The sequence below is a fragment of the Vibrio mimicus CAIM 602 genome (genome assembly GCF_000338875.1).
GTDB lineage: Bacteria > Pseudomonadota > Gammaproteobacteria > Enterobacterales > Vibrionaceae > Vibrio > Vibrio mimicus.
The window spans coordinates 104508-117277 of sequence record NZ_AOMO01000099.1; the positions used below are offsets into that span (position 1 = coordinate 104508).

General features: G+C 47.1%; 12 protein-coding genes. 9 read left to right on the forward strand and 3 right to left on the reverse strand.

What is annotated here, in order from left to right; genetic code table 11:
• Window positions 1-29: 29 nt before the first annotated feature.
• Entirely contained in the window at window positions 30-1226 is a 1197-nt protein-coding gene (locus D908_RS00380) for an acetate kinase (RefSeq protein ID WP_000041138.1), read from the reverse strand.
• A gap of 348 nt (window positions 1227-1574) precedes the next feature.
• Between D908_RS00380 and yfbV the strand changes: the two genes are divergently transcribed.
• Window positions 1575-2027 (forward strand): terminus macrodomain insulation protein YfbV, encoded by a 453-nt coding sequence (yfbV, locus tag D908_RS00375; protein WP_005527868.1) that lies wholly within the window; start codon window positions 1575-1577, stop codon window positions 2025-2027.
• Window positions 2028-2144: 117 nt separating this feature from the next.
• Here yfbV and D908_RS00370 read toward each other — a convergent pair whose 3' ends face one another.
• Window positions 2145-2555, reverse strand: a complete 411-nt coding sequence (locus D908_RS00370) for a VF530 family protein (RefSeq protein ID WP_005527870.1) — start codon at window positions 2553-2555, stop codon at window positions 2145-2147.
• 428 nt (window positions 2556-2983) lie between these two features.
• On the opposite strand from D908_RS00370, the gene D908_RS00365 reads away from it, so the two are divergent.
• The 4 genes from D908_RS00365 (at window position 2984) to D908_RS00350 (ending at window position 7433) form a co-directional block, all read left to right on the forward strand.
• Window positions 2984-3949: an ABC transporter substrate-binding protein gene (locus tag D908_RS00365; protein ID WP_005527872.1), complete on the forward strand. Its 966-nt coding sequence runs from the start codon at window positions 2984-2986 to the stop codon at window positions 3947-3949.
• Between the two features lie 112 nt (window positions 3950-4061).
• The gene (locus tag D908_RS00360; RefSeq protein WP_005527874.1) at window positions 4062-5006 is read left to right on the forward strand and encodes an ABC transporter permease; all 945 of its coding nucleotides are present in this window, start codon (window positions 4062-4064) and stop codon (window positions 5004-5006) included.
• A complete protein-coding gene (locus tag D908_RS00355) occupies window positions 5003-5797 on the forward strand; it encodes an ABC transporter ATP-binding protein (protein WP_005527876.1) in 795 nt (264 codons plus the stop codon). The genes D908_RS00360 and D908_RS00355 overlap by 4 nt, the downstream gene beginning before the upstream one ends.
• A 166-nt stretch (window positions 5798-5963) precedes the next feature.
• On the forward strand, window positions 5964-7433 hold the full coding sequence (locus tag D908_RS00350) for a sensor domain-containing diguanylate cyclase (RefSeq protein WP_005527880.1): 1470 nt from the start codon (window positions 5964-5966) through the stop codon (window positions 7431-7433).
• On the opposite strand, the gene dusC is transcribed toward D908_RS00350, so the two are convergent.
• Window positions 7430-8410, reverse strand: coding sequence for a tRNA dihydrouridine(16) synthase DusC (gene dusC, locus D908_RS00345; RefSeq protein WP_005527882.1), 981 nt, complete (start codon window positions 8408-8410; stop codon window positions 7430-7432). The genes D908_RS00350 and dusC overlap by 4 nt on opposite strands.
• Before the next feature lie 168 nt (window positions 8411-8578).
• On the opposite strand from dusC, the gene D908_RS00340 reads away from it, so the two are divergent.
• From D908_RS00340 to serS, 4 genes are all read left to right on the forward strand, one after another.
• A complete protein-coding gene (locus D908_RS00340; protein ID WP_001109769.1) occupies window positions 8579-9199 on the forward strand; it encodes a YecA family protein in 621 nt (206 codons plus the stop codon).
• Between the two features lie 95 nt (window positions 9200-9294).
• Window positions 9295-9891, forward strand: a complete 597-nt coding sequence (gene lolA, locus D908_RS00335) for an outer membrane lipoprotein periplasmic chaperone LolA (protein ID WP_001045829.1) — start codon at window positions 9295-9297, stop codon at window positions 9889-9891.
• A 24-nt stretch (window positions 9892-9915) separates the two neighbouring features.
• The gene (locus D908_RS00330) at window positions 9916-11265 is read left to right on the forward strand and encodes a replication-associated recombination protein A (protein ID WP_000073980.1); all 1350 of its coding nucleotides are present in this window, start codon (window positions 9916-9918) and stop codon (window positions 11263-11265) included.
• Window positions 11266-11368: 103 nt separating this feature from the next.
• On the forward strand, window positions 11369-12676 hold the full coding sequence (gene serS, locus D908_RS00325) for a serine--tRNA ligase (protein WP_005527884.1): 1308 nt from the start codon (window positions 11369-11371) through the stop codon (window positions 12674-12676).
• The last annotated feature ends 94 nt before the right edge of the window (window positions 12677-12770 follow it).

The window sequence follows — 12770 nt, forward strand, 5'->3', positions numbered from 1 at the left end:
CTAACCTGAGTTAGCCAGTGTAAGTCGAATTAGATGTTAGTCAGACGAGCGGTATCTTCTGCAATCACTAACTCTTCGTTAGTCGCGATAACCATCGCTGGGATACGGCTGTCAGCAGTAGTGATCACACCTTCACCGCCGAAACGCGCTTTCAGGTTTGCTTCGCTGTCAACAGTGATACCGAAGATTGCTAGACGGTTCAGAACCATTTCACGGATAGGTGCAGAGTTTTCACCGATACCACCAGTGAAAGTGATCGCATCCAGACGGCCGTCCATACTTGCAGTGTAGCCAGCAACGTATTTCGCCAGACGGTGACAGAACACGTCCATTGCGCGAGTTGCTTCTTCTTTTTGACCGTAGTTGTCTTCCACGAAACGGCAGTCAGAAGTCACTTCAGTCAGACCCAGCAGACCTGATTCTTTGGTCATCATAGTGTTGATTTGCTCAACTGAGTAACCCAGTGCATCGTGCAGGTGGAAAATGATCGCAGGATCGATATCACCACAGCGAGTACCCATCACCAGACCTTCCAGCGGAGTCAGACCCATAGAAGTGTCAACTGATTGACCATTTTTGATCGCACAAACAGAAGCACCGTTGCCTAGGTGGCAGTTGATGATGTTCAGTTCGTTTGCTGGTTTGCCCAGACGCTCAGCTGCTTCACGTGCGATGAACAGGTGAGAAGTACCGTGCATACCGTAACGACGGATGCCGTGCTCTTTGTACAGTTTGTATGGCAGAGCGTACAGGTACGCTTCTTCAGGCATAGTTTGGTGGAACGCAGTATCGAACACCGCTACGTTTTGCAGTTCTGGGAACGCTTTTTGCGCGGCTTTGATACCGATGATGTGCGCTGGGTTGTGCAGTGGAGCTAGAGTTGCACAATCTTCGATACCTTTCAGTACTGCTTCGTCGATCAGTGCTGATTGAGTGAACTGTTCGCCACCGTGTACTACGCGGTGACCGATAGCTTTCAGTTGAGCTGCCAGTTCTGGCTTAGAAGCAAGAATAGTTTCAACGATAAAAGACAGAGCTTCATCGTGTGCTGCGCCTTCGCCCAGTTGAGCTTCGTGCTTGCCGTCCAATTTCCACTTGATACGAGCTTCAGGAAGGTGTAAACATTCAGCAAGACCTGAAAGATGTTGTTCACCGCTTTGAGCGTCAACAACTGCAAACTTAAGTGAAGAACTACCGCAGTTTAAAACTAAAACCAGCTTAGACATGTGTGACTACCTGTAATAATCGGTTAGGATAAAATCAGTACCAAGAATAGATGACGCCTTGATGTACGGCACTAATCTCGGTCAATAAAACGTCAATTTCCGTATCGTGGAGACGTGACAAAGTCAGTATAAATCGTCGATGCAATCCGTGCAGGAATCGTCCCAACGTTGCCTAAATTGTAAATAAGGGCAACAATGAGATTGAGAGTCCGCAGAGCATAGCGATAATAGACAAATATAACAAAAAAAATTTGAATCAATATTAGCTTTTGTCAAATTTTTGCGTCTTTTGTTGAATCATTCAACTAAATTTTAGTGGGTTGAGCAAAGAGCAGCGAGGAAGTGGATATGAATAATAAAGTCGGCATAGTGCATAGCCTAAAAGATGGCCAAAAGTACATGGATATTTGGCCGATGCGCAAAGAGTTAAATCCGCTGTTTCCTGAGCAACGTGTGATCAAGGCGACTCGCTTCGCGATTAAAGTGATGCCAGCAGTAGCGGCGATCAGCGTGTTGACTCAAATGGTGTTTACCAACACGCAAGCCATGCCTCAAGCCATTGTGGTGGCTCTGTTTGCAATGAGTTTGCCATTACAAGGTATTTGGTGGTTAGGTAATCGCGCGAATACGCAACTCCCTCCTGCACTGGCTAACTGGTATCGCGAACTCTATATGAAGATTGTCGAGACAGGGTTTGCATTAGAACCGATCAAAAGCAAACCTCGGTATAAAGAGCTGGCTCATGTGCTGAATCGCGCTTTTCGCCAGTTGGATGATACAGCGCTAGAGCGTTGGTTTTAATTCTTCCGCCTAGAGGGTAGGGTTTGCCTCGTCTAGTTGTGACCAACGGATATCTGATGGTTGCTCACGGAAACTTACAGTAGGCCAAGGTAACTTAGCCCTGTAGATCAAGGTAACTTAGCGCTGAGTGTGGCGACTGCGGGAAGTTCTTTCTTTGTGAGCTGAAGCCGCTTTCGCCTGAGACTTTAAAATAGAGTCTACCGTTAATTGCATCGGCTCTTTGGGCTGTAAGCCATGAGGGAAAGTTCGTGCGCGTGGCGGGAGATTAAACTCTTCACTGGAAGCGCGAGGCATACGTTTATAGCGATAGAGATAAAAATTTTCTAGTTTTTCTCGTGCCCACTCGGTCTGGTTTAAATATTTGACACTACTGGCAATCGAAGGCTTGGTATGAAAGCAGTTAAAGCGCATTGCTGTATCTAAAATATCCCAGCCATAAAAATCCACAAGCTCTTGTAGCAAGGTTTCTAACTTAAGGCCGTGTAATGGGTTGTTCTTTTGTAGTTCGATTCTTTCTTGATCGGTCATGATAATCGGCTCCTAAGGGTAAACGGTAGATAGGGTAGGTATACCAAGATTTGGCAGATATGAGTAATGTACTTGTCTTGTTGATCCCTGTAGAGGGGGCGCATTCTAGCAGAGTTGATCTTACTTCCCTATGATTATCTTTTATTGGTTCACCTCAATCACATAGTCTTTCTATGTGATTGAGAATGAATTTACTTACCGCCATCTGCAACTCCAAGTCGTTTGGGTATAGTCAACTTCACTTCCATTTTCGACATTGACCAAATTCTGCACTTTTTTCTGTTATGTAACTGTTAAAACCTACTTCCCTTTGCCTAAAGTTACTGGTAATAATGTTGTCAGAGGCACCACCAGTGCCCAATAAAAACAACTAAAGATATACCCACACACAACATCACCAATACAATGCTTTATATCAAGGAGTTAAGATGAGAGCAGGCAAAGTTATTGCTACCGCCGTTCTAGCCGGAGCCGCACTACTGTCTTCACAAAGTATCATGGCGAAAACAGCCAAAGTCGCGGTGTCACAAATTGTTGAACACCCAGCGTTGGATGCTACACGTCAAGGGCTACTCGATGGATTGAAAGCCAAAGGCTACGAAGAAGGCAAAAACCTAGAATTTGATTACAAAACCGCACAAGGTAACCCAGCTATTGCCGTACAAATTGCTCGTCAATTTGTGGGTGAAAATCCTGATGTACTGGTGGGTATTGCAACACCAACTGCACAGGCGTTAGTTTCAGCAACCAAAACCATTCCTATTGTGTTTACCGCAGTGACCGATCCTGTCGGTGCTAAGTTGGTAAAACAACTCGAACAACCGGGCAAAAACGTAACGGGTTTGTCTGACCTTTCTCCTATCGAGCAACATGTTGAGCTGATTAAAGAAATTCTACCAAACGTGAAATCTATCGGTGTGGTTTATAACCCAGGTGAAGCGAATGCAGTCAGCTTGATGGAGTTACTCAAACTCTCGGCAGCTAAGCACGGTATCAAACTGGTGGAAGCGACAGCTCTGAAAAGTGCGGATGTACAATCTGCTACTCAGGCGATTGCAGAGAAATCCGATGTGATTTACGCACTGATCGATAACACCGTTGCCAGCGCGATTGAAGGCATGATCGTAGCCGCTAACCAAGCGAAAACGCCAGTATTCGGTGCGGCGACTTCGTATGTGGATCGAGGAGCGATTGCTAGCCTTGGTTTCGATTACTACCAAATCGGGGTACAAACTGCTGATTATGTTGCAGCCATCCTCGAAGGCAAAGAACCTGGCACATTGGATGTTCAAGTGGCAAAAGGTTCTGATCTTGTCATCAACAAAACGGCTGCTGATAAGCTAGGCATCAGCATTCCAGACGCCGTTCTTGCGCGTGCAACCAGTACCAAATAATAAGCTATATCCAAATCACTAGGGTTACAGCAATGCTGCTGTAACCCTAGTCGGAAGCGTATATTCCAAGGAGTTGGAGTATTCCAACTTCTTTAAGCAGAAAGGAGTATGTATGTCTGCTTTTGCCTTTTTTGGCGCTTTGGAGCTTGGCTTATTGTATGGCTTAGTGGCTTTGGGCGTTTATTTAACTTTTCGAGTGCTCGATTTTCCTGATTTGAGTGTCGATGGCAGTTTTCCAATGGGCGCTGCTGTGGCAGCAACCGCGATTGTGGCGGGTATTAATCCTTGGATTGCAACAGGGTTGGCGATCCTTGCTGGTGCAGCCACAGGTTGGGTTACAGCTTTTCTTACTGTGCGCTGCGGAATTCTGCATCTTTTGGCCTCCATCTTGACCATGATTGCTGCATTTTCAATCAACATTCGGATCATGGGTCGCCCTAATCTGGCTTTATTAGGCGAAGACACCATTTTGACTCCATTTGAAGCTTTGGGTGATCCGGTTCTAGTTCGTCCTCTGGTTGTGGCAGTGCTGGTTTTTATCTCTGCTTTGCTTGTTATCCGACTATTAAACAGTGATTTTGGCTTAGGTTTGCGAGCGACTGGCGTTAATGCTCGAATGGTCGCAGCACAAGGAGCGAGTACGGCTTTTTATACTTATTTCTGTTTAGCGCTTTCCAATGGCTTTGTTGGGTTTGCTGGTGCTTTATTTGCTCAAACCAACAGTTTCGCGGATGTCACTTCCGGTGTTGGTACCATAGTGGTCGGTCTTGCGGCGGTTATTTTGGGTCAAACCTTAATTCCGGGGCGGAAAATATGGGTCGCTGTGGTAGCCGTAATTGTTGGCTCGGTACTGTACCGTTTGGCGGTGGCTTTCGCACTCAGCTCGGGCATGTTTGGCCTACAAGCTTCAGATCTAAACCTAATAACCGCAGTCTTGGTGGCTTTGGCACTGATCATGCCGAAGATCAAAAGGAACTTGAAACCAAAAAAGCGTAACGCACCTGCTCAGAAGTCCGAAGTCTCTCAGCAGGGAAGCGTGTCAGGAGAAGCAGTATGATTCGTTTACAAGATATTCAGGTGACGTTTAACCCTGGAACGATTTTGGAAAACCGGGCGTTGCGTGGAGTGTCGTTAGAGGTACCCGAACACCAATTTTTAACCGTGATTGGTTCTAATGGTGCGGGTAAATCCACTTTATTGGGTGCAGTGACTGGGGAAACACCCATCATCGGCGGTCAAGTATTGATTGATGAAACTGACGTGACCAAACAGAGTGTTAATCAGCGCGCCAATCTCTGTGCACGAGTGTTTCAAGATCCGCTCGCGGGCACTTGTGGGGCTCTCACCATCGAAGAAAATATGGCACTTGCTTATATGCGTGGTAAAAACCGCGGTTGGAGTTTGGCTCTTTCTACCCAACGACGTAAATTGTTCCAAGAGCGAATCAGCATCCTCGGCTTAGGGCTTGAAAATCGCCTTGGTGACAATATAGGTTTGTTGTCAGGCGGTCAGCGCCAAGCGGTGAGTTTGGTGATGGCAACATTATCGGAAAGTAAGTTACTGTTGCTCGATGAACACACTGCTGCGCTCGATCCGCGAATGGCAGCCTTCATCATTGATTTGACGAAAAAAATCGTTAAAGAATTTAACCTAACGGTGATGATGGTGACGCACTCGATGAAAGATGCTCTCGCCTGTGGTGACCGCACAGTTATGCTACATCAAGGACAGATAGTTCTAGACGTAGCAGGCGAGCAGCGTGCAAACATGGGTGTGCCAGATTTATTAGAAATGTTCTCCAAAGTGCGTGGTGAAGAACTGGCAGATGACAGCCTTTTGCTGAGTTAATCATATTTAACTGAGAGGAAACGATTGCGTGCAATGTTTTTCCAAGAACAACCGCTAGCACATTTTCCTGTTTTTTTGGCATAATCGCAGCGACGCAATCCCCCCACCCATCATAAGCGTTATACGTCTATGATGGGTTTTTTATCTCTGAGGTCAGCAGACAATTATGAATCAGCGCATGAGTTTAACTTGGATTATCTGCGCGCCACTGCTTGTTGCATTCGTGTTGGTCGCTTCGGTGTTCCAGCAATATCTATACGATCTTAACCAAGAGATCGACGATGCTTACGCTGATATCAAACAGCAGTTGGAAAGAGCCGAAAAAGTGGTGACTGCTTTAGACTACACCTTTACCCACAATGAGCGGCCTGCAGATAACATCTTGTTCAAACACTCGGCCAGAGTGGTAGAAAATGTTTGTCAGATCAAACCAATCGATGCGTTGGTTCTCTCTCAGGGGTTTAGTGCAAATCTTGCTGTTCCCAAATTGAATTTGAGTTATATGCTGATTGGTGACTCTTCTCTATGTGATTCAAATCCTGCTAATGATCCGAGCCTGCAAATCAAACTCTCTATGGCACCCATGCTCTCTTTTCTGCATGACATGGATGAGTATATTTATGGTGTGCACTATGTCGATACCAGTGGTTACATCATCTCATCACCGGACTCATTAGGCGCAAATGTCACCTATGAGCAGATCAGAAATTTTATTGAAGAAAGTCCCTTATGGCATCAGGCCATCGCTGCTCCTAATATGATTGCCGTTGATGGCCCATACCGTTCGGTAATTCGGGAGAAGCATGAGCGTTTATTAACGCTGATTTTACCTGTTTATCTGGACACAACTTATCAAGGTCTTGTTGCGGTAGATATTGGTTTACGCGAACTGCTAAGTCGTATGCCTCATCTGGCTTCTCGTTTTGAGATTATTGATCTTGAAGAGCAAACGCTGCCTCTCGACGCCTATCGTCCGTACCCATTAGCCAGTGATTATGCGGATTATCACCAAGTCGTTTTCTATCAGATGGATATCAAAGCCGAATTGTTGAGCTTTGTGCAGCATATGAGAGGCAATTTACTGGTGGCCGCTTTGGTTTGCCTGTTTTTGACCGGGCTCCTGATTTATCTCAACACACGTTGGGATCGCGAGCACTATGCGGAATTGGCTGCACGTGATCCGATGACAGGGCTACTTAACCGCCGTGGTATGGAAGGTTTTCTGCAAGGTAAACGGCATAACCAATATTTAGCTATTGCGGTGTTGGATATTGATGATTTCAAGCAAATCAACGACACCTATGGCCATGATATGGGCGATAGAGTGATCTGCTATATCGGTGAGCAGATTGAAAACCATATCCGCAGTTCCGATGCCGTGGCTCGCTTTGGTGGTGAAGAATTTGTGGTTTATGTGACCGCGAAGGAACAAGAGCAAATCCATAGAATCATGCAACGTATTTTCGATGCGGTTTGCCATGATTCGACTCAAATCCTTGACCAAGGTTTCACGGTATCAGGTGGGGTAGAGATAATCGAAAGTAAAACCGAACTCACCTTTGAAGATCTGTTCAAAGCCGCTGACCAGAAACTTTATGTGGCTAAAAGCAGCGGCAAAAATCAGTTAGTTTTTTAGTGACTGAGTTCATCCACAATGGTGGGGGAATTCAGCAAACTTTCATGGTAATGCTGCAAGTGACTCACGATGGGCTCTACTTGAGTGAGGGTGCGTAACTCGCCAAAAAGGTCATTGGCTTGAGGGTATGCGTGGCGTAGGTAAGCAAACCACTGTTTGATGCGATTTGGATAGTATTTGCCTTTGTCACCACGCACTTCAAATTGAGTGTAACGCAATAGCAACTCGACCACCTCGTGCCAAGGCATGGCGGTGTGATTGTGTTTTACAACATTGCCTAAATTCGGCACGTTGAGTGCGCCGCGGCATACCATCAATGAATCCACGCCCGTGGTCTGTATACAAGCTTGACCATCGGTGTAATTCCACACTTCACCGTTAGCAATCAATGGAATGCTGCATTTCTGGCGAATTTGATCAATGTAGTGCCATTTGATTTCGCTGGCTTTGTAACCACCGGCTTTGGTGCGTGCATGCACGGTTAGTTCATCCGCTTTGGCTTGCGCTACCGCATCAACAATCTCAAAACAATCTTCAGGATCCTCCCAACCCAAGCGGATTTTCGCCGAGACAGGAATGTGCGCAGGCACCGCGTCACGACACGCTTTGACCACTTGATAGATCAACTCTGGATGTTGCAAAAGAGCCGCGCCACCTTTGCTTTGATTGACCATCTTCGCTGGGCAACCAAAATTCAGATCGATGCCATAAGCACCTAACTCGGCAGCACGAATCGCATTTTTTGCCATCCACTTCGGATCTTGGCCTAGCAACTGTACTTTAACCGGAACACCTGCTGGTGTTTTAGAACCGTACTGAAGCTCAGGGCAGAGGCGATAAAACACATGATCAGGCAAAAGCTGGTTTACCACGCGAACAAATTCGGTGACACAGAAGTCGTAGTCATTGATTTGTGTCAGCATGTCACGCATCAAATGATCTAACACGCCCTCCATCGGGCCTAAAATAACTCGCATAGTGATGAATACCGGCTAGCGCTGAATAAAATGGAGCGAGATTGTAGTAGCAGCATCAACAAATGTCACTCATCGGATACTTTTGCTTATCCAATCTGAGGAGTGCTGCGACTTCGGCAGGTTTGGGTATATAATGCCCGGCAATTTTACTTGTATTAAGCGTTTGTTATGAATTACTCCCTGATCAATCTTAGTGATATCGACTGTGCAGAATCGGATCTGTTTATTGAAGGTGTGGTGTTAGCCGCCAATTTTGCGACACGTCCTCTGGATCCTGAGCATTGGTTACCAGAGCTGTTTGCCGAGCAACATCAGGCGTTATTACAACCTGTGACTGAGCAAATTCATCTTCAATACCAGCAGCTTAAAGCTAACGGCTATGATTTGTTGGCGTTGTTGGCCGAGAATGCACCATCGCGTGAACAAGGTTTGGCTGATTTTGCTGAAGGGTTTATGCAGTTATGGCCACAGGTGGAATCTATGTGGCAACAAGGCGCTTTTTCGGATGGCTCGATTCGCATGCTGCAAGCACTATTGACCACTTTCATGTTGGCAATTGATGAAGAGCAGACGCAAGCGCAAATGCGTGAAGCGGGTTATGAGCAAGTACCTGCTCTGGCCGATTTGATCGAACAACTGAACTTAATGGTACATGAAGTTGCTCTTGCGGCTGACGAAGCCATGCTGGGCGCTAAAACACAAAGTGTGAACCCGTTTAAAGGCATTGGCCGTAATGACGCTTGTCCTTGCGACAGCGGTAAAAAATTCAAACAGTGCTGTGGGCAATAGTTTATTACACATCACTGACACGTTAGATAAGGCAAAGGCTTAGTCTTTATCGTTATTATCATCCCCATTGCTAAATTGCTTGGAGCAGAGTCAGCATGAACAAATGGTTAGCCCTGTTATTTTGTAGTTTCTCGGCGATTTCCGCCCCTAAAGATACCTTAAGTGAGCGTCTAGCCATGAGTGAAGGCTTTAGCGCTACGTTTAATCAACAGGTATTGAGCCCTGAAGGAAAAGTGATCATCACTGGGCATGGTACAGTCGATATTGCTCGCCCGAGCCTTTTCCGTTGGGAAACCCAAGCGCCGGATGAGAATTTACTGGTGTCAGACGGTACGACCTTGTGGCATTTTGACCCTTTTGTTGAACAAGTCACCCTGTACCGTGCGGAAGAAGCCTTAGAGCAGACGCCTTTTGTGCTGCTGACTCGTAACAAAGCAAGCGATTGGGATGCGTACCATGTGGAAGAAAAGGGTGATGTATTTACCCTGACGCCTACCGCGCTGGATTCAAACCAAGGTCGTTTCCAAATCACCATCAGTGATAAAGGGGTAGTGCAAGGCTTTAAAGTGATCGAGCAAGATGGCCAGCAGAGCGAATTTACCTTTAGCAAGGTGAAGCAGCAAAAGCCTAACGCCAGCTTATTTAACTACAAAGTGCCGAAAGGCGTGGAAGTTGATGATCAGCGTGACTAAGCAAGTAGCAAGGAACTAAGTCGAGTGAGTAATTACAGTTTAGATTTTTCTGGTGACGAGGATTTTCGTCCGTTAGCCGCCCGTATGCGCCCACAAACGGTGGAGCAGTATATTGGTCAGCAACACATCTTGGGACCGGGAAAACCACTGCGCCGCGCATTAGAGGCGGGGCATATTCACTCGATGATTCTTTGGGGGCCACCGGGCACCGGAAAAACCACCTTAGCTGAAGTGGCTGCTAACTACGCGAATGCGGAAGTGGAACGCGTGTCGGCGGTGACGTCTGGGGTAAAAGAGATTCGAGCCGCGATCGAAAAAGCGCGTGAGAACAAACTCAGTGGTCGCCGCACTATTTTGTTTGTCGACGAAGTCCATCGCTTTAATAAATCACAGCAAGATGCGTTTTTGCCCCATATCGAAGATGGTACGGTCACTTTCATTGGTGCGACCACTGAAAACCCTTCTTTTGAACTCAATAACGCGCTGCTTTCCCGCGCGCGGGTTTATAAACTCACCTCGCTTACTCAACAAGAGATTCAGCAAGCTTTACAGCAGGCGATTGCCGATAGTGAACGTGGGCTTGGCAAAGTGGTGGCGGTTTTTGCCGATAACGTACTGGATCGCTTAGCAGAACTGGTGAATGGCGATGCGCGCATGTCGCTCAATTATCTTGAGCTGTTGTATGACATGGCTCGCGAAGATGATCAGGGACGCAAGCTGATTGATCTGCCTCTGCTGGCCGAAGTCGCTGGCGAAAAAGTGTCGCGCTTTGATAACAAGGGCGATATTTGGTACGACCTGATTTCCGCTGTGCACAAATCGATTCGAGGTTCGGATCCGGATGCTGCGCTGTACTGGGCCGCACGGATGATTTCCGCGGGCTGTGACCCACTGTATATCGCACGTCGTTTGCTCGCGATTGCCTCAGAAGATGTTGGCAATGCCGACCCGCGTGGCATGCAAGTGGCACTCGCAGCGTGGGATTGCTTTACTCGTGTAGGGCCTGCAGAAGGGGAGCGCGCGATTGCCCAAGCGATTGTCTATCTTGCCTGCGCACCGAAAAGTAATGCCGTGTACACCGCTTGGAAACAAGCGCTATCGGATGCACATAATCTGCCTGAGTTTGAAGTACCGCCGCATCTGCGTAATGCCCCAACGCGACTGATGAAAGATCTGGGTTACGGTGAGGAATATCGTTACGCCCATGATGAACCAGGTGCTTATGCTGCGGGCGAATGTTATTTCCCACCAGAAATGAGTGGAACTCGCTACTATCAGCCCACACAGCGCGGGCTGGAAACCAAGATTGCTGAAAAGTTAGCGTATCTGGCGGATTTGAACGCAAAAAGCCCACAAAAGCGCTATGAAAAGTAGTGCCTTTTGGTTATCTTTGGCAGGGTAAATTTCAATACGCGTGGCTTTGGCTAAAAAGGAAGCACACGCGCTTTCTCGCAACTCTTAAAGCATAGGATTAGCAATGCTGGATTCTAAATTACTTCGTACTGAGCTGGACGAAACAGCTGCAAAATTGGCACGTCGCGGTTTTAAACTCGACGTGGAGACTATCCGTACTCTTGAAGAACAACGTAAGTCCATTCAAGTAGAAGTTGAGAATTTACAATCCACGCGTAACTCCATCTCCAAGCAAATCGGTCAACTGATGGCGTCTGGCGACAAAGCGGGCGCAGAAGCGGTTAAGCAACAAATCGGCACCTTGGGTGATGATCTGGATGCGAAAAAAGTTGAATTGGATGCGGTCATGGCGCAGTTGGATGCGATCACCCAAACCGTACCTAACATTCCAGACGATGCAGTGCCAAACGGTAAAGACGACAGCGAAAACGTAGAAGTTTCTCGTTGGGGAACACCAAAAACTTATGATTTTGAAGTGAAAGATCATGTGGATTTGGGTGAAATGGGCGACGGTCTGGATTTCGCTAGCGCAACCAAGATCACGGGCGCGCGTTTTGTGGTGATGAAAGGTCAATTTGCTCGCCTGCACCGTGCTATCGCACAGTTCATGTTGGATCTGCACACCGATCAACACGGCTACACTGAGCTGTATGTGCCTTATCTAGTGAACGCGGAAACGCTGTTCGGTACGGGCCAACTACCGAAATTCGGTCAAGATCTATTCCACACTGAGCCTCTGACTGAGAAAGCCAGTGACGAAGAGCCACGCCGTCTGTCACTGATCCCAACTGCGGAAGTGCCAGTGACTAACTTAGTGCGTGACACTATTTTGGATGAAGCTGAGCTGCCTCTGAAAATGACAGCACACACGCCATGTTTCCGTTCTGAAGCAGGTTCTTACGGTCGTGATACTCGTGGTCTGATCCGTATGCACCAGTTTGATAAAGTGGAACTGGTACAAATCACTCGTCCTGAAGATTCAATGGCGGCATTGGAAGAGCTGACTGGCCATGCAGAAAAAGTTCTGCAACTGCTGGAGCTGCCTTACCGTAAAATGATTCTGTGTACTGGTGACATGGGCTTTGGCTCTTGCAAAACTTACGACTTGGAAGTTTGGGTTCCAGCGCAGAAGACGTACCGTGAAATCTCTTCTTGTTCAAACATGTGGGATTTCCAAGCGCGTCGTATGCAAGCACGTTTCCGCCGTAAAGGTGAGAAGAAGCCTGAGTTGGTGCACACGCTGAACGGCTCTGGTCTGGCGGTTGGTCGTACCATGGTCGCGATTTTGGAAAACTACCAAGAAGCCGATGGCCGCATTGCGATTCCTGCGGTACTGCAAAAGTACATGGGCGGTTTAACCCATATCGGTTAATCCTGTTTCCCATAAAGGGAAAATTTGCGCCCAAAGCGTATAAGAACGAAAAAAGCCGACGTGATGTCGGCTTTTTTGTGCTTGAAATTTATTG

Excerpts from the sequence above, each read along its gene's own strand:
- lolA (WP_001045829.1), top strand. The coding sequence starts at position 9,295 with ATGAACAAATGGTTAGCCCTGTTATTTTGTAGTTTCTCGGCGATTTCC.
- D908_RS00340 (WP_001109769.1), top strand. The coding sequence starts at position 8,579 with ATGAATTACTCCCTGATCAATCTTAGTGATATCGACTGTGCAGAATCG.
- D908_RS00350 (WP_005527880.1), top strand. The coding sequence starts at position 5,964 with ATGAATCAGCGCATGAGTTTAACTTGGATTATCTGCGCGCCACTGCTT.
- dusC (WP_005527882.1), bottom strand. The coding sequence starts at position 8,410 with ATGCGAGTTATTTTAGGCCCGATGGAGGGCGTGTTAGATCATTTGATG.
- yfbV (WP_005527868.1), top strand. The coding sequence starts at position 1,575 with ATGAATAATAAAGTCGGCATAGTGCATAGCCTAAAAGATGGCCAAAAG.
- D908_RS00360 (WP_005527874.1), top strand. The coding sequence starts at position 4,062 with ATGTCTGCTTTTGCCTTTTTTGGCGCTTTGGAGCTTGGCTTATTGTAT.
- serS (WP_005527884.1), top strand. The coding sequence starts at position 11,369 with ATGCTGGATTCTAAATTACTTCGTACTGAGCTGGACGAAACAGCTGCA.
- D908_RS00355 (WP_005527876.1), top strand. The coding sequence starts at position 5,003 with ATGATTCGTTTACAAGATATTCAGGTGACGTTTAACCCTGGAACGATT.
- D908_RS00365 (WP_005527872.1), top strand. The coding sequence starts at position 2,984 with ATGAGAGCAGGCAAAGTTATTGCTACCGCCGTTCTAGCCGGAGCCGCA.
- D908_RS00370 (WP_005527870.1), bottom strand. The coding sequence starts at position 2,555 with ATGACCGATCAAGAAAGAATCGAACTACAAAAGAACAACCCATTACAC.
- D908_RS00380 (WP_000041138.1), bottom strand. The coding sequence starts at position 1,226 with ATGTCTAAGCTGGTTTTAGTTTTAAACTGCGGTAGTTCTTCACTTAAG.